We start from the raw sequence: 24,665 nt of genomic DNA on the forward strand, positions 1-24,665 counted from the left end.
CGGCGGTGGCGACATGGGGGCCATGTCACCAGCACCGCTTGCAGCGCGACTGACCTAAGCTATCAACCATGCCGAAACAGATCGACGTCGTCGGAGCCGTATTCGTTCGCCGCGGCAGCGTTTTCGCGGCCCGACGCGGTCCCGACAAGGCAATGCCGGACGCCTGGGAATTTCCAGGAGGGAAGATCGAGCCCGGTGAGAGCCCGCGGGACGCGCTTGTCCGCGAGCTCAAGGAAGAGCTGCTTATCGACGCCCGAGTGGGCGCGCACCTGACAACTACCGCGCATGCTTACGACTTTGGGGTCGTCAATCTCGCTACTTACCTCTGTGAATTAGTATCCGGCGATCCTGTATTGACTGAACATTCCGAAGCTCGCTGGGTTGCTGTCGAGGACCTTCCTTCGCTGGATTGGGCGCCCGCCGATATTCCTGCTGTTGAATTGCTCGTTGAAAGAGGTCAACGTGGAGAGTTCTAAAGCAACGTTGCGGCCCGCCGTCGACCACGGTTTCATCGAAGCTGATGACAGCCAATTTCACGACCGTGGTCCTTCATTAGTCCTCAACGACTCGGCAATGACGATGGGCGGTGTCCTCCGCGCCGAGCTTGAACGCGCAGATTCATTCCAATTTTCCGTAGCGTTTGTCACCACTGACGGGATTGGGACAATCACCCAACAGCTAAGCCAATTCAAGGGCAAAGGAACGATTGTCACGTCCGATTACCAGGACTTCAATGAGCCCGATGCGTTACGCGAACTGTTGAAGTTTGACCACATTGAGGCACGGATTCTTGTCGGCAAGCCGCACCACGCGAAAGGGTACATTTTTCACCACAGCGACCACCTCACCGCACTGGTTGGAAGTTCCAACCTGACCAGGAACGCTTTACTCAGCAACAACGAGTGGAACCTAAAGTTTTCGAGCCACGATGACGGCGACATCGCGATTCAGCTGAGTAAGGCGGTTAAATGGCAGCGTGAAAATTCGATTGTGCTGACCGAAGACTGGATTGATCAGTACGAAAAGCGCAGGAAGAAGCGCACAGTCATTTTCGACGACGTGTCTCAACCCATTTCACTAAGCGATGACGGTGAAGAGATATTGCCGAATCTCATGCAGACCGAGGCACTGGAAAACCTTCAGCGGGTTATCGACGCCGGCGAGCGCCGAGCGATCATCATTTCTGCAACGGGTACTGGAAAAACAATTCTTTCGGCACTAGCAGTGAGGCAAATTAAGCCACGCCGTGTCCTCTTCGTCGCCCACCGAGAACAAATTCTGAACAAGGCCGCTGAAGAGTTTCAACGAGTGCTCGCCTGCCCGCCAACTGATATCGGTTTTATCGTCGGGCAACGTAAGGAAGCTAATCAACGCCTGGTCTTTGCAACAATTCAATCCCTAAGCCGCGGCGACACGCTGAGCGACATTTCTCCCGAGCAGTTTGACCTTGTCATCGTTGACGAGGTCCATCGCTCTGGAGCCGAGTCTTACCAGAAGGTGCTCAACCATTTCCGCGCGGACTTTACGCTAGGGCTTACTGCGACCCCGGAACGCACCGATGGGTTCAATGTTTTTGAGCTTTTCGACTACAACGTGCCCTACGAGATCCGATTGGAGGGCGCGCTCGAAAACCACATGCTTGTCCCCTTTGACTACTACGGTGTATCGGACTACGAATCCGCATTTGGTTCGGTGATCTCGGATAACTCGACATTGGAACAGTTAGCAGACCCTGAGAGGGTGCATCATCTAGCGAAAATCATCCAAGACTACTCCTTCGCACGAGATTCCAAGGGGTTGATCTTCTGCAGCAGCAACGCCGAGGCGGCCGCTTTAAGCAAGGGGCTAAACGCAGAATCGGTCCATGGCCGTCCGCTACGCACCATTGCGCTATCCGGCGGGGACTCAATCGAAACTCGTGAGAACGCCGTCGAGAAGCTAGCTCACGGCGAAATCGACTACATCCTCACGGTCGACATTTTCAACGAAGGCATCGACATTCCTCCTGTCAACATGGTGGTTATGCTGCGTAGCACCCAATCGTCGATCGTGTTCACCCAGCAACTTGGCCGCGGCCTGCGCAAATATGCGGGCAAGCGCTCGCTACGTGTCATCGACGTGATTGGTAACTACGCCACGAATTTTCTTATTGCGGTCGCGCTTACGGGTGATCGATCGGGCAGCAAGGACGTGATCAAGGAGGGACTGCATCGAACACGCACGCACCCGTTAGCCGGTGCCTCGACCGTGAGCTTCGATCGGGTCTCCATGCAGCGAATTGTTGAATCTTTGCAAAAGGCCCGCATTGCTGACCGTAAGGCGAAGCGGGAAGCAATTTTGAACTTGCAGTACCGGTTGGGGAGAATCCCTTCACTTGTTGACTTCGAAAACCACGAGTCGATGAACCCGTTCATTCTCGCCGCAACGGACAACAATGCGTCGAACTATTGGTCCCTCCTAAACGCGCTCAAGTTCGTTGAAACCCCACCTTCTTCGCATGAGGCGGCAGTACTGTCCATGCTGTCTATTGAGCTGCTGAACGGTAAACGGCCCCACGAATTACTCCTCCTCCGAGCCCTGATCGAAAACGGCCCGATCAGTGTCGATAGTTTCAGAAACTCACTGCAACAGCAGGGGCTTGACGCCTCGGCGAAGCATCTCGAATCGGTAGAGCGGATCTTGGACCTGTCATGGTTTGTAAAGGCCACGGCTCAAAAATATGGCTCGAAACCAATCGTGGAACGCGTGGGCGATCAGTACCGACTCGGTCGCGAGTTTACCTCTCTCTACGGGTCCTACGCTGCGGAGCACCCGCACCCCGAAATGAGTTTCCGAGCCCACGTCGACGACATCATCGCGACGGGTCTGCTGATCAATCGCAAGCACTATGGCAGCGGCGACCGCCTCCTCCCGGGCAAGCTGTATTCGCGCAAAGATGCGTGCCGGCTGCTCAACTGGAAACAGAATGCGGAGAGCACAATCATGGGCTACAAAGTCGATAAGCATTCCGGTACCTGTCCGATTTTTGTCACCTACCACAAAGATCCGGACGTCGATACGCGCCTGCAGTACGGCGATCATCTCGTAAATCGATCCACCATGCACTGGTTTTCGCGGCACGGGCGAACTTTGGAAAGCAAGGAACTCCAACCAATTTTGTCCAATTCGGTTGAGTTGCATCTTTTCGTTAAACGCGAAGATGCGGACGGCCTTGAGTTCCACTATCTAGGCCAAGCCGATTCGACCGACGCGCAAAACACGACGATGAGGGGCAACAACGGTGATTACCTCGACGTGGTGACGACGGACCTCATACTCCACCACCCAATTCCCCAGGAAATCTTCGACGCCATCACCGCCTCGAAAACCGTCGCATCGGTAGCGGTACCCCACACCACCTCATAAACTCCGAAGTGCCCAACCCCCACACGAAAAGGCGGGACACCATGACCGTGACCCCAGGAACAAAAATCGTCCTCATCGGTGCTGGCGCCGTCGGCATCGCCTACGCCTACGCTCTGCTTAACCAGGGGCTGACTGACCACCTCGCCATCATCGATCTCAACGAGGATATAACGTGGGCGCAGGTGGAGGATCTCTCCCACTCTGTCCCCTTCTCCGGCCATAACATCCAAGTCACGGTGGGCTCCTATGTCGACTGCCGGGATGCCGCAATCGTGGTCAACTGCGCGGGTGTGGCACAGCGCGAGGGCGAGACTCGCCTCGACCTTGTGGAGCGCAACGTCCAGGTCTTCGAGTCCATCAACCGCCAGGTGATGGACAACGGTTTCAACGGCATTTACTTGGTGGCCACCAACCCGGTGGACATTCTCACCTACGTCACCTGGAAACAGACGGGGCTCCCGTCGAACCAGGTCATCGGCTCCGGCACGGTGCTCGACACCGCGCGCTGGCGCCACAACCTTGGCAAACGCTTCGACATTGCTGCCTCGGCTGTGCACGCCTACGTCATCGGCGAGCACGGGGATTCCGAGTTGCCGGTGCTGTCCTCCGGAACCATAGCGGGAGTACAAATTTCGCGCATCGTGGACAAGGAGGCGGAGAAGAACCCGCATATTCACGAAGACATTGAGGAGATGTTCCGCGCAACCCGCGACGCCGCCTACGACATCATCCGCGCTAAGGGCAACACTTCCTACGGCATCGGATCCGCGCTCGCGCGCATTACCCGGGCGATCCTGCGCAACGAGGATGTGGCCCTGCCCGTATCGACGCTGTTGCAGGGCGAGTACGCCCGCGAGGATGTCTACATTGGCACCCCGACCATCATCAATCGCCAGGGCGTGCGCAACGTTGTCGAGCTACGTTTGAACGAGGAAGAATTCGAGCGCTTCGACGCCTCCGCTGCGACGTTGCGTAAGGTGTTAGAATCGATCGGCGTGGCCAACTAGGCCGGGATAGTGCTCTAAACTCCGAGCAATAACTATCTCGAAGGAGGCCCCCATGAGTGCAGCACCAAAGCCCAACGCCGTCCAGCAACTGACCGGCGCGGTGAACAACCGGGTCTTGACCTATGCGCAGGTGCGTTACCCGGCGCTGGCCGGCAGCGTCGTTCGCTCCATCACCAGCGGTGGGTCGAAAAAGAAGAAGGCCACCAACACTGGCAGCCAGGGGGACGTCGTCAATCAAGCGGCCCCTCACGGGCGCTACGCTCCCCAGGGCAACGGCCGCACCAACGGCATCGTCGCCGCCCAGGCCGCCGCAGCCCCGCTGCCGCGCTAACCTACCCCAGCTACGGGCGCGGGACGAGGTAACGCCCGGCGCCCGGCACGATCTCTAGCTCGATTGGCAGCGGCGCCATCAAGTCGCCGTCGGCATAGCAGTTCATCTCCGTGTCCATCTCGATACGAACGTGAGAAGCGCGGTAGAAACTGATCCCGTCGCCTTCGACAAGCGTGTTGCGTCTCGTCACCGCCCTAGCCCGCACCGCCGCCGGCTACGGGGCGGACGTGCTCACCCATGCACGCGCCCGGGTGGCGCCGAGACGCACGGACGGTTTCAAGACTGTCACCTTGACCTTGAACGATCGCACCCTCGAGGTGTCCGCGGCCGGACTCGTCAACGCCACGGGCGTGTGGGCCGGCGACATCGTAAGCGACGTCGCCGTCACCCCCAGCCCCGGCACCCACATCGTGGTGGACGCCGAAAAGGTGGGCAACCCCACCGGCGCGCTGACTGTGGCGGTGCCCGGTTCCATCAACCGCTTCTGCTTCATCCTGCCGAACCAGCTCGGGCGCTGCTACATCGGCCTGACCGACGAAAAGGCGCAGCTCGCCGACGTGCCCGAGGCGCCCGAGTCCGACGTGCAGTGGATCTTGGACGTGGTCAACCAGGGGCTTGAGACGACCCTGACCACCGACGACGTCCTCGGCGCCTTCGCCGGGCTGCGCCCGCTGACGCAGCTGCGCTCGGCCTCCGATGTCGGCAGCACCGCTGACTTGTCGCGCGAGCACCTGATCCTGAACAACGACGGCGTTGTTACCGTCACCGGCGGCAAGCTCACCGAGTACCGGCTGATGGCCGAGCAAACCATAGACGAGCTGCTTGACGACGACTCCGTCCGCACCCACCTCAGCTGCAACCCGGCGCCATGCTCGACGAAGAGCATTGCCCTCGTCGGCGCCTCCCTCGAACGCTCGCCGCGCATCTCAGGCAACATCGCCACGGCAAGCGCAGTAGCGACTATGCCGCCCCGCTCGCTGGTCGAACGCTACGGCGCAGAGGCGTACAACGTGCTCGCCGCCTGCGCCCTCGACAACGCCACGGAGCGCATCGCGGGTCTTGACATCACCAGGGCGGAACTCTCGTACGCGGTCACCCACGAGGGCGCGATAAGCGTGGACGACATCCTTGACCGACGCACCCGCATCGGGCTGGTTGCCGCGGACCGCGCAGCTGCAGAACCCGCCGCCCGAGAAGCACTCGCGGCGGCGGGTGTGCAGGCCTAAGCGGCAGAAGAACTAGTCGAAGAACCCGCCGGTGGCGGTGCGCGGCAGGGTCCAGGAAATCGCGTAATCAACCCCGTCGACCAGGCGGGGACGGAAGGTGTCGTTCAGCCGATCGTCGGCATCGTTGACGTTGGCCGCCTCCACCTTCACCGGGAAGGTGTCGCCGGTGGCGTCCCCGGCGGCGCTAATCGCCCCGGAGGTTCCGGCGCGCTGAATAAGCTGCTCAAAGACGAAAGCGGCAGCGGAAGAAGTGTTTACGGTTGCGGCCGCCTCGTCCACGTTGCGGACATCGACCTCGACGTTAGTTGTGTAAGTAGTCATACTGCCATTCTTACCGCAAAAGCCCACACGGCTGGCGGGCCGGGATGGTTAGTCCTCTGCGCGGGCATGGCGCGTGGCGTCGAGATCAGCGCTGCCGCCGAAGAACCTCGCGTGCACTCCGCAGGCCCGCACAAACTCGCGATGAGCTGCGTCGACATCGGCGCGTGCGACGACGCACGCGTTGGCTCTCCCGCTAACAATCGCGCTCGTTCCACGCTGGTCATCGTCGTCGCTGTGAACCGAGATTGTGGTCGAAGGGGCGTCGAAAAGCACCGTGCCGAGCGCGACCATGGCGGTGAGCAGGTCGTGGACCTGGGCGACATAGCCCAGGTTTTCCAGCTCGTGGAACTCGAAGTAAAAGCGCAGGATCTCGCCGAGGTCGCGCGCTACCGGGGCCGGGCCGAGCGCGTCGATCGCGGTGGCGAGCGTCTCCGGAGCGAGCACCATGCGCTCCGTTACGCCCAGCGAACACAGGGTGATGGGGACCGGGGTGTGCGCGAACACCTCGCTGGCGGCGTGAGGATCCACCCAGAAGTTCCACTCGGCGGTGTCGGTGGTGTTGCCTGGGTAGTCAATCGCCCCGCCCATCACGGTGATGTGCTTGAGCTCGGCGAAATGCGAGGGGTGCAGGCGCCGGAAAGCGGCGAGGTTGGTCAAGGGGCCTGTGACCACCAGGTGCAAATCGTCCGTGCCGCGCTCGATGGCGTCGCACCACAACATGTCCCAGTCGGTTTCGACGTGGCGCGCGGGCGCGGACACGTAGCCCAGGCCGGTCTCACCGTGAGTCTCCGGTGTGGTGGTCAGCGGCAGGACCAGCGGATTAGCCATGCCTGCCGCGAGCGAGATCGTGCGCAGGCCACACTGGGCAAGCACCCAGGCGGCGTTAACCGCGCATTGGGTGGCCTCGACGTTGCCGGACGTGGTGGTCACAGCCTCCAGCTCCACACTGCCCTCGTGGTGCAAGGCCGCCAGGTAGATCAGCGCACAAGTATCGTCGATGCCGGGGTCGCAATCTAACACGACGCGCTTCATGCCAGCTCCTTTCGGGTCTCTTGTCCACGCAGCAGCCACACAATCAGCGACGCCAGCGTCAGCGCCCCGCACGAGGCGAAGGCGACGCCAAAACCATAGACCTCCGCGAGCATGCCGACGACAATAGGGGCGCAAATCTGGCCCGCATCCATCGTCATCTGGAACGTGGAAAGCGCCTTGCCACCTGAGCGCTCGTTGCCGATCAGGTCCGCCAGCGTGGCCTGCTGCGCCGGGTTCATCAACCCACCGCCCACTCCCGCGAGGACCGACAGGAGCAGCAGCGACCACACGTGCGTGGCCAGGCCGAGCGAGCCGGTGAACACCGTCGTGGCGGCGAGGCCCGCGATGATGAGGGGTTTGCGGCCGACGGCGTCGGCAAGCCTGCCCGAGAACTGCAGGGTGACCGCGGTGCCCAGGGCAAAGGCCGTGAGCGCCAGACCCGCCGCGGCCGAACCGTTGGCGAACACGCTGGCCGCGAACAGGGGCAGCACCGAAACCCGGGCACCGAAGTTCGCCCAGCCGTTGGCAAAACCAGAGGTGAGCAGGCTTTGGTACGTGGGCAGACTAATGGCTTCGCTCAACCGCATCGGCGGCAGTTTCGGCGGCAGGACGACGCGCCCCCTCGGCGTCGAAGTGAGGATCCACACCAAGATGGCGGCCGCGCCCACGCCGATGCCGTAAACGGCGAAGGGAATGCGGAAACCTAACGACGCCAAAAGCGCCCCGATAACTGGGCCAATGATGTTGCCCAACAGAAACGCCGAGGCATAAACGGCACTGGCCCGGCCGCGGATCATCGGTGGCGCGACGCGCACAATCAGCGCCTGCGCGGAGAGGGTAAACATGGTCGACCCGAACCCGGCGATAAACCGCAGCGCGAAAACGTGCCAGTACGCCTGCGCGAAAGCGACGAGGAACGTCGCGACGGCGACGATCAGTAGTCCGGTGATGTAGACGGGTCGCGACCCCACCTTGTCCACCAAGATGCCCGCGCCCGGTGCGCCGATGAGCCGAGCGGCGGCGAAAACCGACACCACCGCGCCCGCGGCTACCATCGAAACACCGAAACTGGCCGTGAACTGCGGCAGGATCGGGGCGATGAAGCCGTAGCCAAGGGCAATGATGAACGCCGCTGCGGTGAGAACCCAGATTGTGCGCGGGATCTTCGGCACGGGTGTGAGATGTTCAGACATATCGGTGTCAGGCTAACCCGTTTCCGTCTCCGGTGTAATTCATGGAGGTCGGGCTACTGGGCATCGACGGATTCATTGAGGTGAGACCGGGGCCATCGCGCAAGGATCTCGGGCGCTGAGGTATAGCTGCTAGACCTCAGCAAGCCGGCCCCGGCAAAGATTCGCCCACATGTTCTAACGGCACAAAAGCCGTGTCGCACCGATGTTCTAACTTCAGTGTCATGACACAGCACATTGATTACATCGCATCCACCCCGTCCCAAATCGCATCAGACATCTCGTCGCGCCACCCGCTCGCCATCGACGACCTGCACAGCATCATCCACCATCCGCGCTCGCTCGCCCGGCCGACGGTGGCGTGGCGCCCGCCGGTGAAAAACCTCCCCGCCCACCGCGGCGGCCCGCTTCTTGCAGCGGCGATTACACGTCGCCGCGTTGGGCCACGTGCACGTGCCCGGATACAAGGGTGGGGCGAGCCACACGTGCCCGCCTACCTCATCGAGGTCCGCTTCACTGACACCTCAGGCGCGATCGTTGACCCCCACCTGACAGAGGCGTGGATCCGCTCACTAGTCACCGAGGATTACGCAGCCGCGGTGCACGAGATCGCCTCGCCCAAGGCGGTCACCTACGTCTGGCTTGTCGACGCCCACTTCACGCCCGTGTCCTCACCCCCGTCGATGTTCGACGGGATGACGGCCGCGTAGGACGCCCCCTATACCTCGTCGGTGACCGGAACCTGCGTGTTTGGGTCAATGTCGGTGTTACGGACGCGGCGCGCCGAGGCCGCGTCCGACGCATCCGGCGCCACTGCGGCAGTGGCGTTCGGGATGCGCGCATCATCCGCATCTACCGCGTCATCTTCATCTTCGTCAACATCGTCGTCGAAGTCGTCATCGTCATCATCGTCGTCGAACTCGTCCAAGTCATCCGAGGCATGAACATCGTTGACGCCGTCGATTTCCTCGTCGAGCCCATCGCGGCCGAAGATGTCGTAGACCTCCGGCTCGTCGAACCCGTCTTCTACGGGCAGTAACTGTGACTCCCACTCCTCCGCCTGGTCGGCTGCGAGGGAAAGGACATCAAAAAGGCGATCGAAGTCGGTAAATTTGCCCAGTGCGAGAACCTCCGACTCGGAAACGGCCTCCGCGTGGATGGTTTCAAACAGGCGCGAGCGATCCTCGTCCGTCAGCTCCGCATCCCCATCCGACTCCCACAGCTCACCAATGGCGTCGTCCATCAAATCGTCGTAGTTATCCGACAGGGCCACGAACGTCACGGTGGCGCACGGCTCCCCGTCGACAACCTCAACAAGCACCTGCAACTCAGCGCTGCCCCCAACCTCCGCGCGCATGAGCTGAGTATTCACCGGGTCCGGGAAGAACTCCAGATCACTGATTCGCTCATCGGTGGCCTCGTGAAGGTCGCGCAGCACGGTCACTACCTGGTCCGTCGCCACGTGTTCCGCAACCGTTGCCACCGCGTCCTCGACTGAGAACACGACCGAGACCAAGACGGCCTCGAACTCGTCGTCGTCCTCGTCGACGTCGGCCGCAGCAATGTAGACGTTCGCCGCAGGCAGGTGCGGGTCGATCTCCACGAACTGGATTTCCACATCGGCAGTAATGGGCACGAACATGGTCTCATCGTGCACGCGGGATTCAATGCCGTCACGGTCAAGGGCGGCGGCGATATCCTCGAAAAAGCTCACGGCGAACCATTCCTTCCAAGTGGGTGGCTGAAGAGTGTCCTCATGACGGCCCCAGCCTAGCCCCGAATAACCCGGCGCGCGCACCTCGCGCTCTCACTCGTCGTCAGTGTCCGGCAAGTCGAACCCGAAGAACTCAGCCAGCGACTCCATCAGTTCCCCGCGGTTGTTGCCCCACTCGCGCATATCGAAGTCCTCCCAGGCCAGGCGCTTCGAACTCTTCGGGTCGTAGTCCACGAATCTCTCGGCACCGAAGACCGCGGTCGCACGCCCGGGGATATCATCGCGCCGAAATCCATACTCCGGCCATTCCTTGCCCGGCCGGCCGGTGTGGAAGAAACTCCCCCAATGCTGTTGCATAGTTTTGCTGACCTCGGCGAACGCCTCGCGAGAGCCGAATCGGTCCAACTTGGAGATGCGGGTGGAGTGCGGGTCCCCGAACACAGCGACTAGGTCCGCCGAGTGCATCGCACCCAGCCCCAGCCTGCGCATCGTCGCCGATGCGTACTCGAAGCGGTACATCCACGTCGACGCCAGCCGCCGGTGCGCCGTGGCCAGCATCACCGACGGGGCCCAGAACACAGCGTCAGCGATCAGGTCCGCGAAATCCGCACGCCCGCCCGCGTACCCGTACGCCTCCATCACGAGGTGCGCGTTGTCCGCATCGAATGCCTCCAGGGCCCGGCGCGCGGCGCGCTGGCGCGACTTCGTCGTCCGGTACATCGCTTTGGCGAAACTCGCCTCGTCCGAGTTCGTTCCGATGATCAGCGGAACCGCGGCCTGTTCGCCATCCTCGAACATATCGATGGGGTGCGCCGGCAGCGTGGCGGTATCAACCGTGGGCATGAACGCCGTGTTGAACTGCACGACCTCCTTGCCGGTGAGCATCATTGAGCGGCCCACGCGCACCAGCTCCGCGGCGTCGACGTCGCGCAGGTCGGACAGGGTTGTGGTCCGGGGCATGGAGAGGCCGTCGATAAGCCTGCGCACCCACATCGCCGCCTGAACGCGCGAGTGCACGCTTGCCGACGGCGGCGACTGCGCGATCGCCCGATGAAACAGCCCGCGCGCTGCCGGGGCACACATCAGGTGCAGCACCGCTGCCCCGCCAGCCGACTCCCCCATCAGCGTCACCGCATCCGGGTCGCCACCGAACGCGGCAACGTTCTCATGCACCCAGCGAAGCGCCAGCACCTGGTCGTGGATCGCCGGGTTGGCGACGCAATCCCCTCCCACCGAGCGCATGTCCAAGTAGCCGAGAACGCCGAGCCGGAAATTGACCGAGACGTACACCACGTCCGTCGCCTGGCTCAAGAAGTGCCCCTGCAGCACCTTTTCGTGCGACGAACCGGTGATGAACGTGCCACCGTGGAAGTACACCACCACCGGCAAGACGTCGTCGGTGTCGGGGCGCACAATGTCGAGAGTGAGGCAGTCTTCGGAGCCGATCACGCTATCCTTGAAGCTGAAAGTGGTCTGCATCGCCGGCGGTGCGAACACGGACGCGTCACGCACGCCCTCCCACTCCGGCGCCGGCCGCGGGGCGCGAAAACGCTGGGCGCCGGCGGTGGAATCACCGAACGGCACACCCCGCCACGTGCGCGCCCCCGTCGTCGGGTCGACAACGCCGCGTACCACACCTGATGTGGTGCGTACCTCGGGTTGTGACACTCGGGCCTCCTTTGCATTCAACCGATACATTCGCACAGCAATATTTCCATGCGATTCTCTCAAAAGGGTTACGGTGGGCATGATTGCGCATATCAGCGCGCTGGACGGTACATGTGCGCCCAATCTTTTAAACTTGGGCGAGTTTAGTTGACTAAACCAAGGAGAACACAATGATTTTCGGGCGCTCGGACACCCCCGCAATACCAACTCCGGCTCCGCGGACGGCGCCCAGGTGAAGGAAGTAATCACCGACGCACTCAACTCCGACTCAAAGACCCTGGAGGATGAGGCCGGCCGCATTGGGAAAAGCTTCATCGCTGCGGTAGACAAAGCTGTTCACCTGCAATCGGGCAGCATCAAAGCCTACGTCAACTGGATGCGCCGCCAGAACCCGGACGCGACCCCCGCCGAAGTGCAAGCGAAGATGGACCGCCACTTCCGCACCACCGTCTCCGGCACCGGCGCGGGCGCTGGCCTCGCCGCCGCCGTGCCCGGCATCGGGCTGATCACCGGGGCCGCCGCCGTCGCTGGCGAGTCCGTCATCTTCTTGGATATCGCCGCGTTCTACACCGTAGCCAGCGCCTACTTGCGCGGCATCGACATCGAAGACCCCGAGCGCCGTCGTGCGGTCGTATTGGTCACACTCACCGGCACCCAGGGCCTCGCCGTGGTCGATTCCGTCTTCGGCCCCGGCGGCAAATTCACCCGCACCAACATGCTCTCGCGCTTTTCCGGGCCGACACTGGTGGAAGCCAACAACATCCTCACCCGCACCGCGTTGCGCTCGGTGACGAAACGGCTGCGACGCGCCTGGCTGGGCAAGTTCTTGCCGTTGGGCATCGGCGCGGTGGCGGGTACTATCGCCAACCGCAAGCTCGCCACTGTAGTCAGCGATAACGCCTCGGCTGCCCTCGGCCCGCTGCCGCCGCGCTTTGCCCAGGAGCTGCCCGCCGAGGCATCCGCGGAGGAGCAAGAGGTGGTCAAGCGGGCGAAGAACCCGCGCGCCTTCCTAAGCTTTATCGCGGGCGCGGTCGGTGGCGAAAAGTCTGATACCGATAACACGAGCGACACCGGCGATAACAAGCGCACCCGCGCTCGACGCAACCGTGGCTAGGCCGCGCGAGTCCTCGCTGCTGCGCCGCGTCGTCCGCGAAAACAAGGCGGCCGCCTACCTCGCCTTCGGCACAGCTTTTTTGGCAGCCTTCGCCCAGGTCGCCCTGCCCGCGCTGACGGGTCGTGCGATCGATGTTGCCACGGGTGCGGCCCAGGGCTCGATCAGCGCGATCGCGTGGTTGATGGTGGGTCTAGCTCTGCTCACTTACGCACTTAGCTGGATGCGCCGCTGGTCATCGGGGCTTTTGGCGACAAACTCCCAGCACTGGGTGCGCGTCGGCCTGCTGAAAACTCTGCACCGCCTTGACGGGCCGGGACAAGATGACATTGTCACCGGCCAGATCGTGTCGCGTTCGATTACAGACCTCAACCAGTTCCACATGGTGCTCGGTTCCGCGCCCATGTTCGTGACCCGCGCTCTGCAGCTTCTGGCCACGATCGTTGTCATGCTGACCATGGACGTGCGCTTGACTCTGCTGTCGCTGGCGCTGATGCCGTTGATCCTGTGGGAGGCAAACCGCTCGCGCACGGCGCTCTATGCCGCGACCTGGGTCAACCAGCAAACTGCGGCGGATCTGGCCAGCCACGTCGAGCAGACCGTCTCCGGAGTGCGGGTGGTCAAAGCCTTCGGGCGCGAGGACCGCGAAATCGACCGCCTCGACGAGCTGGGCCGCTACCTGTACGCGGTGAAGATGCGGGCGGCGAAACTCACGGCGCGCTTCCAGCCGCTGCTCTCCCAGCTGCCGAAGATTGCCCTGGTGATCACGATCGTCGCCGGTGGCCTTATTGCGGTCAGCGGAGCGATCACCATTGGTGCCTTCGTCGCCTTTAGCGCATACCTGACCTCGATGTCGTCGTTGCTGTCGATGCTGACCAACCAGTACGTGCGCCTGCAGATGGGCTTGAGCTCGGTCGATCGCCTCGACCAGGTGCTCACCTTGCACCCCGAGCGCGACGATCCCGCGGCCCCCCAGCCAGCCCCGCCCGGAAGCGGCGGCATCCGCTTCGACGACGTCCATTTCGCCACCGGCGGCCACCAAGTGCTGAATGGGTTGACGCTGACCGCAGCCCCCGGTGAAACTATCGCGGTCATCGGCCCCGCCGGCGCGGGCAAGTCCATGGCGGTACAGCTCGCCGGCGGGTTCTACACCCCTGACGCCGGCAGCGTCTCGCTTCTCGACGCCTCCCTGACGCCCACCAACTACGCCAGCATGACCCTGGAAGCAATCCGCTCGAAAGTCACCTGCGTGTTCGACGAAGCTTTTCTGTTCTCCTCGTCGATCCGCGACAACATCGCGATGGGCACCGGGGCCACCGACGCCGAGGTCCGCGAGGCCGCGCGGCTCGCGCGCGCCGACGAGTTCATCGACAACCTGCCCGAGGGCTACGACACACTCGTTGGCGAGCGCGGCCTGACGCTATCCGGCGGCCAGCGCCAGCGCATCGCCCTGGCCCGCGCACTGCTGGCGCGCCCGGCCGTGATGGTGCTCGACGACGCCACCAGCGCCATCGACGCCGACAACGAGGCGGCCATCCTGGACAACCTGCGCACACACCTGCGCGGGGTGACCATGATCGCGGTGGCGCACCGTCAGTCCACCGTCGACCACGCCGACCGTGTCGTCATCATGGAGCGCGGCCGCGTCATCGCCGATGGGCCCCGCGAGGAGATCGTCGCCCTTGATGCTTACCGCGCGCTCATGGACCCCACCCCAGATGCCCCTGCGCTGACAAGGACGCAACCGTCTCGCGATGAGTTGTGGCCGCAGATCGACCACGGGTTTCGCGAGCACTTCAGCGCCAGCGGCCACGGCCGCTCCATCGCGGCCAGTGAGGAGCTGCTCGCGCGTGTCGACGCCCTGCCCCGCGCAACCGAACAGCCCAACCTCGCCGACACCAAGGTCGCGGAGCTGCGCGAACCCACGTCCACCTTCAAGGTCGCGGACCTGTTCAAGGCGGTGCGCTGGCTGATCGCGGCGACCGTGATCCTGCTCGTCATCGGCGTGCTGGCGGACCTCGCCCTGCCCACCCTGATCCGCGCGGCCATCGACCGCGGCATCGCGCCGGGTGATACCGACGCCCTGTGGACTGTCGGCGCGCTGGCTCTCGGCGTGGTCGTCATCGCCTGGGCCGCCGAGGTGCTGATGACGGTGCTGAGCTCGCGTTCGGGTGAGCGCCTGCTCTACGGCCTGCGGTTGCGCAGCTACGCGCACCTGCAGCAGCTTGGCTTGAGCTACTTCGAACGTCACCTCTCAGGGCGGATCATGACGCGCATGACCACCGACATCGACACGCTGTCGTCGTTTTTGCAGACCGGGCTCGCCCAGGCAATCGTTGCGGTGGGCACTCTGATCGGAGTAACCATCATGTTGGTGGCCACCGACGGTGAACTCACGCTCATCGCTTTGCTCGCGGTGCCCGTCATCGTCGCCGCCACCGTGGTGTTTCGCATCCTGTCCAAGCGATATTACCACGCCGCGCGCGCCCAGGTCTCGCTGGTCAACGGCGAGTTCGCCGAGCTCATCGGCGGAATCCGCATCTCCCAGATGCACCTCGCCGAGACGGGCGCGGAAGCCGACTTCGCCGCAGAATCCGAAACCTACCGCCGCTACCGCATGAGGTCGGTCAACCTGCTGGCCCTGTACTTCCCGGGCATGCAGGCGATCTCCCAGGTGATGACGGCCGTGATCGTCGGCTACGGCGCCGGCCGGGTGGAAAGCGGGGAGCTCTCCGTCGGCGTGCTCGTCGCGTTCACCATGTACCTCGGCCAGCTCTACGGTCCGATCCAGCAGCTCGGGCAGACCTTCGACGCCTGGCAGCAGGCCACGGTGAGCTTCAGCCGCATCACCGATCTGCTGGACACGCGCACGACCGTGCCCGATACCGGGACGAGCGCAGGCGCCGCCTCCGCCGCCCGCGGGCCGTTGAGCTTCGACAACGTCAGCTTCTCCTACCACCCGCAGGCGCCCGAGCCCACCACGGTGCTTTCCGGTGTCAACCTCACCCTCAAGCCGGGTCGCACCGTTGCGCTCGTCGGACCTACCGGGGCCGGCAAGTCGACGGTGGTCAAGCTCCTGGCCCGCTTCTATGACCCGACCCGGGGCGTGGTGCGGGCGTCGTCAAGCGATATTGCGAGCTTTCCTTTGAGCGATTGGCGCCGTGCGCTCGCCCAGGTTCCGCAGGAGTCGTACCTGTTTCCGGGCACCGTCGCCGACAACATCGCTTACGGGGTCAACGACGCCACCGACGCCGACATCGAGGCCGCGGTCGAGCGCATCGGCGCGCTCGACATCATCGCTTCCATCCCCGGCGGGTTCAACCGCCTCGTGGGCGAGCGCGGCCGCGGCTTGAGTTCCGGGCAGCGCCAGATCATTGCGCTGGCGCGTGCGGAGATGCTCCACCCCGACGTCGTGCTTCTCGACGAAGCCACCGCCACCCTCGACCCCGCAACCGAACGCGCCGTGCTCGACGCCGCCGAGCACACCACCGTGGGGCGCACGTCGGTCATCGTCGCACACCGCCTCGCGACGGCGAGCCGAGCGGACCGAATACTCGTTGTCAACGAAGGACGTATCATAGAAGACGGTACCCACGATGAACTCCTTAGCACCGGTGGGCACTATGCCCGCATGTGGACAGTCCACCGCTAAAGGGGTGCGAGTTAACCCTCGCCGGGGCATGTAATTAGAGTCGATAAAAGTTACCGCAACCAAACAATGAAGAGAGGCGAGAACCTGCCGTGAGCAGCGACAGTACTTTCGGGCAAAATGACTGGCTGGTCGACGAAATGTACCAGCAGTATCGGGAGAACCCCAGCTCCGTGGACCCGGAATGGCGGGAACTCTTCGAGCGTAACGGGGCACCGCAGACCGCCACTGGTGCCAAAAACGTCTCCCCCGCGCCGAGTCCCGCGAAGACCGGCGACGCGAAGGAGTCTCGCGAAAAGACGGACCCGAAGGTGGCCAGAACCACCGGCGCACCGAGCCAGGACGGCCGCCAAACCAAGGTGGATCAGGCCGCTGCCGAAGCTGCCTCGAAGCGCTCCAAGGTTCTTCCGAAGCCGAAGCAGTCCCCGCTGCAGAAGATCGCAGACGTTAGCGTCGAGCCGGGCGAGCGCCAGCTCAAGGGCATTTACAAGACCATTGCCAAGAACATGGACGAGTCCTTGTCGCTGCCGACGGCAACGTCCGTGAGGGACATGCCGGTCAAGCTCATGTTTGAAAACCGCGCGCTGGTCAACGACCACCTCAAGCGCACCCGCGGCGGCAAGATCTCCTTTACCCACATCATCGGCTACGCCATTGTGAAGGCCGCCCAGCTCCACCCGGGCATGAACGTCAACTACAAGGTGCAGGACAACAAGCCTTTCGTGGTCCAGCCGGAGCACATCAACTTGGGCCTGGCTATCGACCTGCCGCAAAAAGATGGCAGCCGCGCGCTCGTCGTCGCTGCCATCAAGGAGTGCGAGAAGCTCAGCTTCGATAAGTTCGTCGACGGTTACGAAGACATCGTCAACCGCGCTCGAGACAACAAGCTCACCATGGACGACTTCTCGGGTGTGACCATCCAGCTGACCAACCCGGGCGGCATCGGCACCCGCCACTCCATTCCCCGCCTGACCACGGGTATTGGCACCATCGTCGGTGTCGGCGCGATGGATTATCCGGCGGAGTTCGCCGGCGCTTCCGAGGACCGCCTCGCCGAGCTCGGCGTGGGCAAGCTCGTGACGCTGACCTCCACCTACGACCACCGGGTGGTTCAGGGCGCGGAGTCGGGCGAATTCCTGCGCACGATTTCGCAGCTGCTTATCGACGACGCTTTCTGGGATGACATCTTTCACGCGATGGGCATCCCGTACTCGCCGCTGCGCTGGGCCCAGGACCTGCCGAACTCTGGCGTCAACAAAGACACCCGCGTCATGCAGCTCATCGAGGCCTACCGCTCCCGCGGCCACCTGATCGCGGACACCAACCCGCTGCGCTGGGAGCAGCCCGGCCTGCCCAAGCCGGATTCCCGCGACCTGCAGATGGAAACCCACGGCCTGACCCTGTGGGACCTAGACCGCACTTTCCACGTCGGCGGCTTCGGCGGCAAAGAGACGATGACGCTGCGTGAGGTGCTTTCGCGCCTGCGCGCCGCCTACACCCTGCACGTGGGCGCCGAGTACACCCACATCCTCGACCGCGACGAGCGCGAATGGCTGCGTGACCGCATCGAGGCGGGCATGCCCAAGCCGACCAGCGCGGAGCAGAAGTACATTCTGCAGAAGCTCAACGCCGCCGAGGCCTTCGAGAACTTCCTGCAGACCAAGTACCTGGGCCAGAAGCGCTTCTCGCTCGAGGGCGCGGAGACGCTGATCCCGCTGATGGACGCCGTGATCGACACCGCCGCGGGCCAGGGCCTCGAAGAGGTTGTCATCGGCATGCCGCACCGCGGCCGCCTCAACGTGCTGTTCAACATCGTCGGCAAGCCGGTCTCGACGATCTTCAACGAGTTTGAGGGCAACATGCAGTCGGCGCAACAGGGCGGCTCGGGCGATGTGAAGTACCACCTCGGGTTCGAGGGCGAGCACATCCAGATGTTCGGCGACGGCGAGATCAAGGTCTCCCTGGCCGCCAACCCTTCCCACCTCGAGGCCGTCGACCCGGTCATGGTGGGTATCGCGCGCGCGAAGGACGACCTTCTGCGCCACAGCCACGGCCGCACCGATCACCCGATCGTGCCGCTGATGCTGCACGGCGACGCATCCTTCGCCGGCCTGGGTGTGGTGCAGGAGACGCTGAACCTGTCCAACCTGCCCGGCTACTCCGTCGGCGGCACCGTCCACATCGTGGTCAACAACCAGATCGGTTTTACCACCACTCCTGATTCGGGCCGCTCCACCTACTACGCCACCGACTTGGCCAAGGGCTTCGACTGCCCGGTTTTCCACGTCAACGGCGACGACCCCGAGGCTGCCGCCTGGGTCGCCCAGCTGGCCACGGAGTACCGCCGCGAGTTTGGCAAGGATGTCTTCATCGACCTGATCTGCTACCGCCTGCGCGGCCACAACGAGGCCGACGACCCGACGGTGACCCAGCCGCGGATGTACGACGCGATCCAGTCCCACCCGTCGGTGCGCACCCGCTACACCAACGATCTCATCGGCCGCGGCGACATCACCGCCGACGAGGCCGAGATCGCCGCCCAGGACTTCCACGACCAGCTTGACTCGGTCTTCTCCGATGTCAAGGCGAACGAGGGCAAGCCGAGCGAGCAGACCGGCATCACGGAGGCGCAGAGCCTGACCCGCGGGCTGGACACCAACATCACCGAGGAGACTTTCGCGCGGCTCGCCGAGGCTTACGCCAACCTGCCGGAGGACTTCACGCCGAACAAGCGGCTGAACTCCGTTTTGAAGAAGCGCGGCGCCTCGCTCACCGAGGGCGACATCGACTGGGGCTGGGGCGAACTTCTCGCCTTCGGCTCGCTCGCCGAGGAGGGCAAGTTCGTCCGCCTCGCCGGCGAGGATTCCCAGCGCGGCACGTTTACCCAGCGCCACGCGGTGCTCTACGACCCAGAGACGGGCGAGAGCTTCAACCCGCTGGACCACAACGCGATGGAGTCCGACAACGGCGGCCGTTTCGGCGTCTACAACTCGGCGCTCACCGAGTTCGCAGGCCTTGGCTTCGAGTACGGCTACACGGTGGGCAATTCTGACGCCGTGGTGGCGTGGGAGGCGCAGTTCGGCGACTTCGCTAACGGTGGTCAGACCATCATCGACGAGTACATCTCCTCAGGTGAGACCAAGTGGGGTCAGCTCTCGAGCCTGATTTCGCTTCTGCCCCACGGCTACGAGGGCCAGGGCCCGGACCACTCCTCCGCGCGCATCGAGCGTTTCCTGCAGCTCGTCGCCGAGGGCTCGATGACCATTGCCCAGCCGTCCACCCCGGCCAATCACTTCCACCTGTTGCGCCGCCAGGCACTCGGCAACATGAAGCGCCCGCTGATTGTGTTCACACCGAAGTCCATGCTGCGCAACAAGGCGGCCGTGTCTCAGCCGGCCGACTTCATCGAGGTCAACCGCTTCCAGTCCGTCATCGACGACCCCTTCTTCGTTGCCCGCGGCAATAAGAAGGTCGAGGGCGCCGACCACTCCAAGGTGAAGACCATCTTGCTGTGCTCCGGAAAAATCTACTGGGAGCTTGACAAGCGCCGCCAGAAGGACAAGCGCGACGACGTGGCGATCATCCGCATCGAGATGCTGCACCCGATCCCGTTCAACCGCCTTTCCGACGCGTTTGCCAACTACCCGAACGCTCAGCAGATCCGTTTCGTCCAGGATGAGCCGGCCAACCAGGGACCGTGGCCGTTCTACAACGAGCACCTGCGCAACTTTGTGGCCGACATGCCGGAGATGGTGCGCGTCTCGCGCCGCTCCCAGTCCACCACCGCCACCGGCGTTGCCAAGGTGCACCAGCAGGAAGAAAAGCAGCTCATCGACGAAGCCTTCGCCGACTAAGCCCGACTACTTCCCGCGCGCAACTTCGGCCGCGCCCCCTCGCCTCCGACAAGGAGTAAAAGGGGGCGCGGCCGAAGTTTCTTCGGGTTTTACATCGGTGGCTGCTCGATGACGTTGTCGGACTCGCCTGTGTCACCCTCGTCTTCGGATTGGGTGTCCACGGTGATTTTCGTGCGCTGGAGCATCCACTCGGCCACGACATTGCGCACCGTTTCGCCCCTTTCGACCTCCTCGATCATCGTGGTGAGGTCTTCTGTGCTGAGCACGCGATTGACAAAGTTCAGGCGGTTGACCTGGCCTCGGTTGAGCTCTGTCTTGTTGAACACCGGGATGATATTGGTCGGCAGCGGGCCCTCCCCCGGCTCCTGGCCTTCCGCGGCGCACCCTTGGGCTGGGGAGGGGTCAACTGTCATGACGTTTCCCGGGAAAGACCCCACGGCGTATTCGTAGGTCGTCTCGGAGATGCTGTTGTCATTAAGGTCACCGGCAGAGTCGTCCTCCGCGATATCCGCCGCCGCCTCCTCGGCAAGCTGGGGGTCGATCTGAGACAGCAACGTCCCGGTGCACGCGATGGCCATGTCCGCCTGGCCGGACCGCACGAGGTCGACGGCGGGATCGGTCGCGGCCTTGTCTACCACCTCTACGGTGGAAGGGCGCCCGACGGATTCGAGCAACACCCGGTAGATCTCCCCCAAGATGGCCTGCTCGACCGAGTCCGGGGCGACGGCGATGACGAAGTGATCGCTGCGTTGACCCCCCGCAGACGGTGAGCACGCTGCCATAGCGAAAGCGGCGGCGGTGCCTAGAGCTACCGCCACCGCTGAAGTGGTGTACGTCCGTGCAGAGCGTGGCATGCGGGTTATCGTACCCGCCGCCGGCGTTTTACTGGGCCTCCCCCGTGGGTACGGTGCCGATCTTCATCTCGGCGATCAGATCGCGCGCCCGAGGTGCGGAGCTGGGATCACACAGAACGTCGTAACGCCCAGCGACAATCGTGGTCATGGACGAGAAGTCGCGCTTACCGCCAGTCAACGCATGGCCGACTGCGGCGAAGATGAGCCCGAAGATCGCGCCGATGAGGATCGACCACAGGAAGATGCTCCAGCCGGTGCCCGGCAGCGCGAAGAAAGCGAAGATAAGGCCGATAAAGATACCCATCCATGCACCGGATAGGGCGCCGGCGCCGAGAACACGCGGCCACGTCAAGCGGCCGGTGACGTTTTCGACCTGCATGAGGTCTACGCCGACAATCGAGAGGTCCTCCACCTGGAACTCGCGGTCGGACAGGCCATCGACCGCGCGCTGCGCCTGCTCGTAGGTTTCGAAGGAGCCAACCGGCCAACCGACGGGGCGCTGGCGGGCAGTAGCGGAAATCTGGTTCGAATAGGAATGCGAAGTTGTCATGGCACCCATTGTACGTAAGAACCCGGAGCGTGCTGGGAGGGCGTCGATAAGCCTGTGGGCTCGACTGCCTATACTTGCTAGCAAATGGCTACCTCACTTTCCCAAGACCAGGTCCGCGAAGCGCTCTCGCGTGTGGATGACCCCGAGATCGGCAAACCCATTACCGAGCTCGACATGGTCGAATCCATCGCCATCGACGGCGCGGACGTCTCCGTCGGCATCTATTTGACCATCGCTGCCTGCCCCATGCGTGACACCATCGCCTCGAACACCCGCGCCGTGCTCGAGGAGCTCGACGGTGTGGGCAGTGTGGACGTTCACATGCACACGATGAGCGACGAGCAGCGCCGCGCCTTAAGCCTCAAGCTGCGCGGCGAGCAGACCACGCCGACGATCCCCTTCGCAGACCCGGAATCGCTCACCCGCGTCTTCGCCGTCGCCTCTGGCAAGGGCGGGGTGGGCAAATCCTCTGTCACGGTCAACCTCGCAACCTCCCTCGCCGCGCAGGGATTAACCGTGGGCATCCTCGACGCCGACATCTACGGCCACTCCGTGCCGCGGCTGATGGGCTCGACCGGCATCTCGCCCACGGTCGTCGACGAGATGATCATGCCCCCGATTGCCCACGACGTGCGCCACATCTCCGTGGGGCAGTTCGTCGAGGGCAACGCGCCAATCGTGTGGCGCGGGCCGATGCTCACCCGCGCGATCCAGCAGTTCTTAAGCGACGTCTACTGGGGCGACCTCGACGTGCTGTTCATGGACCTGCCGCCGGGCACCGGCGATGTCGCGATCACCGTGGCCCAGCTCGTGCCCAACGCGGAGCTTCTCATCGTGACCACCCCGCAGGCCGCCGCCGCGGAGGTCGCCGAACGTGCCGGCACGATCTCCCAGCAGACGGGCCAGAAGATCGCGGGCGTGGTGGAAAACATGTCGGGCATGGTGCTTGACGACGGCACCGTGCTCAACGTCTTCGGCGAGGGCGGCGGCGAGCAGGTCGCCGAGCGCCTCAGCGCGCTGACGGACACCGACAACGTCGCGCTGCTCGGCTCCGTACCGCTCGACCCGCAGCTGCGACAGCACGGCGACGAGGGCACCCCCGTGGTCATCTCTAACCCGGATTCCCCCGCCGCGCGCGCGATCGCTGAGATTGCCGCCAAGCTCAAGACGCGCCGCACCTCGCTCGTGGGCAAGGGGCTGGGCGTCAACCCGCGCTAAACAACCGGGCTTTAAGTGATGTCAGCCCAGGAGAAGCTGCCGCCGCGCTTCTCCGGGTCGTCCACCCGGGTTGATCCGGCCGGCTTCGGGCGCGGGCCCGGATTCGCCGGCTGGGCCGGGGTGGCGGGGGTATCTTCGAGCTGCTTGCGGGGGTCAAATTCGTCGAAGAAGCGCTCGTCGCCGTCGAAAAGCACCTTCGCCATCGCGCGGCGCGGGCCCATCGCGGCGTACTGGGTCACGGTGTTGAGCGGCTGACGGAACTCCTCGAACCCCTCGAGCTCGCCGTCGAGCTCCTTTTTCGCGTTGTTGATCGCCTTTTTCGCCGCGTAGATGGCGGCGCGCACGTCCTCGATCAGCCCGGGCAGCCGCTCAGGGCCGATGATGATTAATCCGATGACGAGAATGAAAAAGATCTCGCCCCATCCGATGCTGGAGAACACGGCTTACAGCTTACCCCCGCCGCCGCGTCCCCTCAGCGCACGGTAGGCGACCTCCACGAGCTCCGTCACCGGACGCGGGCCGCGGGGCTGCTCGTATCGGCTATTCTCGGGCATTTCGGCCAGCTTCTGCACCAGCGATCGGGGTGCCCGCACGGAGTCGTCCGCGTTGCAGCAGCGCAGGTGCTCAGCCGCGGCGCGCTGGTGGTTGACCTCGGCGCGGCACTCCTCGCACAGAACAACGTGCACCCGCGCTCGGTGGAGCGCGCTTTTCGAAAGCTCCTGGTCCGCGAACGCGGCCACGGCCTCGGGGCTTAAGTGCTCCGTGGAGGAAAACCCCTTCCTCCTCCGCGGCGCAGGGCCGGGCAAGTTCATCGCCATGGGCTGCTCCTTCGCCTGTCGGTTCTTGTCTGTGGCGTGTATACTTTTTCACGCCCCATTCAACGCATTTCCGCGCGATTTTGCCAGTGGGCGCGCCGCACGGTTTCAGCCTAGCGGGCGCGGATCAAGTCCTTTGCGGACTCGTCGATTGCCGCCTGGGCCTCCAGGCTGCGCCGCAGATGCGAGCGCCCGCGGTGGATGCGCGAGCGCACGGTGCCCATCTTCACGCCGAGGGTGTCGGCGATTTCCTCGTACGTCATCCCGACGACGTCGCACAGCACGACCGCGACGCGGAAGTCGGGTCCGAGCTCATCGAGCGCGGTCTGCAGGGCCGGGTCGAGGTTGGACACCGAGTAGGCCTGCTCGGGCGTCATGTCGGTGCCGGGGACGCGCTCGTAGTCTTCCGGCAGGGCCTCCATGCGGATCTTCGCCCGGTGGCGCACCATGTCCAGAAAAAGGTTCGTGGTAATCCGGTGCAGCCAGCCCTCAAACGTGCCCGGCTGGTAGCTCTTGAGGCTGCGGAAGACTCGCATGAACGTCTCCTGCGTTAAGTCCTCCGCGTCGTGCTGGTTACCGGAGAGGCGAAACGCGAGACGGTAGACGCTGTTCGCGTGCTCGGCCACCAGTTCCGCCCACGACGGCATCTTTCCCGCACCCGCGTCGAAGGCGGCGGTGCCGGTGAGCGTGTCGGGAGCGTCGTGCAGCGGATCCATGGAT

Annotated in this window: 21 protein-coding genes; 10 read left to right on the forward strand and 11 right to left on the reverse strand. The window is 63.7% G+C overall.

The features are described 5' to 3' along the window. The first annotated feature begins 68 nt into the window (after nt 1–68). Genes E3227_RS10610 through E3227_RS10625 form a run of 4 tightly spaced genes read left to right on the forward strand, consistent with a single transcriptional unit; the run spans nt 69 to nt 4,743 of the window. Nucleotides 69–476 (forward strand): (deoxy)nucleoside triphosphate pyrophosphohydrolase, encoded by a 408-nt coding sequence (locus E3227_RS10610; protein ID WP_144318439.1) that lies wholly within the window; start codon nt 69–71, stop codon nt 474–476. Beyond that, on the forward strand, nt 463–3,405 hold the full coding sequence (locus tag E3227_RS10615) for a DEAD/DEAH box helicase (RefSeq protein ID WP_246062686.1): 2,943 nt from the start codon (nt 463–465) through the stop codon (nt 3,403–3,405). Before E3227_RS10610 ends, E3227_RS10615 begins: the two co-directional genes overlap by 14 nt. A gap of 41 nt (nt 3,406–3,446) precedes the next feature. After that, a complete protein-coding gene (locus tag E3227_RS10620; protein WP_144318440.1) occupies nt 3,447–4,412 on the forward strand; it encodes an L-lactate dehydrogenase in 966 nt (321 codons plus the stop codon). 52 nt (nt 4,413–4,464) lie between these two features. Then, nucleotides 4,465–4,743 (forward strand): hypothetical protein, encoded by a 279-nt coding sequence (locus tag E3227_RS10625; protein WP_144318441.1) that lies wholly within the window; start codon nt 4,465–4,467, stop codon nt 4,741–4,743. Between the two features lie 10 nt (nt 4,744–4,753). On the opposite strand, the gene E3227_RS10630 is transcribed toward E3227_RS10625, so the two are convergent. Continuing rightward, nucleotides 4,754–4,933: a hypothetical protein gene (locus E3227_RS10630; RefSeq protein WP_309485248.1), complete on the reverse strand. Its 180-nt coding sequence runs from the start codon at nt 4,931–4,933 to the stop codon at nt 4,754–4,756. Between E3227_RS10630 and E3227_RS10635 the strand changes: the two genes are divergently transcribed. Then, entirely contained in the window at nt 4,917–5,969 is a 1,053-nt protein-coding gene (locus tag E3227_RS10635; protein ID WP_246062687.1) for an FAD-dependent oxidoreductase, read from the forward strand. The two genes, E3227_RS10630 and E3227_RS10635, sit on opposite strands and share 17 nt — an antisense overlap. A gap of 12 nt (nt 5,970–5,981) precedes the next feature. On the opposite strand, the gene E3227_RS10640 is transcribed toward E3227_RS10635, so the two are convergent. From E3227_RS10640 to E3227_RS10650, 3 genes are read right to left on the reverse strand one after another with little or no spacing between them, the layout of a single operon-like run. Next, nucleotides 5,982–6,290, reverse strand: coding sequence for a hypothetical protein (locus E3227_RS10640; protein ID WP_136651853.1), 309 nt, complete (start codon nt 6,288–6,290; stop codon nt 5,982–5,984). A 48-nt stretch (nt 6,291–6,338) separates the two neighbouring features. Then, the gene (locus E3227_RS10645) at nt 6,339–7,322 is read right to left on the reverse strand and encodes a nucleoside hydrolase (RefSeq protein ID WP_144318443.1); all 984 of its coding nucleotides are present in this window, start codon (nt 7,320–7,322) and stop codon (nt 6,339–6,341) included. Then, complete coding sequence (locus E3227_RS10650) at nt 7,319–8,515, reverse strand: MFS transporter (RefSeq protein ID WP_144318444.1); 1,197 nt, start codon at nt 8,513–8,515, stop codon at nt 7,319–7,321. Before E3227_RS10650 ends, E3227_RS10645 begins: the two co-directional genes overlap by 4 nt. Before the next feature lie 221 nt (nt 8,516–8,736). On the opposite strand from E3227_RS10650, the gene E3227_RS10655 reads away from it, so the two are divergent. Then, the gene (locus E3227_RS10655; protein ID WP_144318445.1) at nt 8,737–9,222 is read left to right on the forward strand and encodes a hypothetical protein; all 486 of its coding nucleotides are present in this window, start codon (nt 8,737–8,739) and stop codon (nt 9,220–9,222) included. Nucleotides 9,223–9,230: 8 nt separating this feature from the next. Here the strand turns inward: E3227_RS10655 and E3227_RS10660 are convergent, their stop codons facing one another. Beyond that, nucleotides 9,231–10,226, reverse strand: coding sequence for a DNA primase (locus E3227_RS10660; protein ID WP_144318446.1), 996 nt, complete (start codon nt 10,224–10,226; stop codon nt 9,231–9,233). A gap of 93 nt (nt 10,227–10,319) precedes the next feature. Beyond that, on the reverse strand, nt 10,320–11,924 hold the full coding sequence (locus tag E3227_RS10665; protein WP_144318447.1) for a carboxylesterase/lipase family protein: 1,605 nt from the start codon (nt 11,922–11,924) through the stop codon (nt 10,320–10,322). 202 nt (nt 11,925–12,126) lie between these two features. On the opposite strand from E3227_RS10665, the gene E3227_RS10670 reads away from it, so the two are divergent. The 3 genes from E3227_RS10670 (at nt 12,127) to E3227_RS10680 (ending at nt 20,508) form a co-directional block, all read left to right on the forward strand. Continuing rightward, nucleotides 12,127–13,008: a hypothetical protein gene (locus E3227_RS10670; RefSeq protein WP_144318448.1), complete on the forward strand. Its 882-nt coding sequence runs from the start codon at nt 12,127–12,129 to the stop codon at nt 13,006–13,008. Beyond that, nucleotides 13,001–16,657 (forward strand): ABC transporter ATP-binding protein, encoded by a 3,657-nt coding sequence (locus E3227_RS10675; protein ID WP_144318449.1) that lies wholly within the window; start codon nt 13,001–13,003, stop codon nt 16,655–16,657. The genes E3227_RS10670 and E3227_RS10675 overlap by 8 nt, the downstream gene beginning before the upstream one ends. Nucleotides 16,658–16,746: 89 nt before the next feature. After that, a complete protein-coding gene (locus tag E3227_RS10680; RefSeq protein ID WP_144318450.1) occupies nt 16,747–20,508 on the forward strand; it encodes a multifunctional oxoglutarate decarboxylase/oxoglutarate dehydrogenase thiamine pyrophosphate-binding subunit/dihydrolipoyllysine-residue succinyltransferase subunit in 3,762 nt (1,253 codons plus the stop codon). A gap of 89 nt (nt 20,509–20,597) precedes the next feature. Here E3227_RS10680 and E3227_RS10685 read toward each other — a convergent pair whose 3' ends face one another. Both E3227_RS10685 and E3227_RS10690 read right to left on the reverse strand, forming a co-directional pair. After that, complete coding sequence (locus tag E3227_RS10685) at nt 20,598–21,362, reverse strand: hypothetical protein (RefSeq protein WP_144318451.1); 765 nt, start codon at nt 21,360–21,362, stop codon at nt 20,598–20,600. Nucleotides 21,363–21,390: 28 nt separating this feature from the next. Next, nucleotides 21,391–21,912 carry a YflT domain-containing protein gene (locus E3227_RS10690; protein ID WP_144318452.1) on the reverse strand — a complete coding sequence of 174 codons (522 nt, stop codon included), beginning with the start codon at nt 21,910–21,912 and terminating at the stop codon, nt 21,391–21,393. An 84-nt stretch (nt 21,913–21,996) separates the two neighbouring features. Here E3227_RS10690 and E3227_RS10695 point away from each other — a divergent pair, with 84 nt between their 5' ends. Continuing rightward, on the forward strand, nt 21,997–23,130 hold the full coding sequence (locus E3227_RS10695; protein ID WP_144318453.1) for an Mrp/NBP35 family ATP-binding protein: 1,134 nt from the start codon (nt 21,997–21,999) through the stop codon (nt 23,128–23,130). Nucleotides 23,131–23,141: 11 nt separating this feature from the next. Here the strand turns inward: E3227_RS10695 and tatB are convergent, their stop codons facing one another. From tatB to sigE, 3 genes are all read right to left on the reverse strand, one after another. After that, entirely contained in the window at nt 23,142–23,570 is a 429-nt protein-coding gene (gene tatB / locus E3227_RS10700; protein ID WP_144318454.1) for a Sec-independent protein translocase protein TatB, read from the reverse strand. A gap of 3 nt (nt 23,571–23,573) precedes the next feature. Continuing rightward, entirely contained in the window at nt 23,574–23,948 is a 375-nt protein-coding gene (locus E3227_RS11825) for a hypothetical protein (protein ID WP_281281333.1), read from the reverse strand. Between the two features lie 110 nt (nt 23,949–24,058). Further along, nucleotides 24,059–24,661 (reverse strand): RNA polymerase sigma factor SigE, encoded by a 603-nt coding sequence (gene sigE / locus E3227_RS10710; protein WP_144318455.1) that lies wholly within the window; start codon nt 24,659–24,661, stop codon nt 24,059–24,061. Nucleotides 24,662–24,665 lie beyond the last annotated feature (4 nt).

The sequence above is a fragment of the Corynebacterium sanguinis genome, from assembly GCF_007641235.1.
In the GTDB taxonomy this organism is placed as follows: Bacteria; Actinomycetota; Actinomycetes; order Mycobacteriales; family Mycobacteriaceae; genus Corynebacterium; species Corynebacterium sanguinis.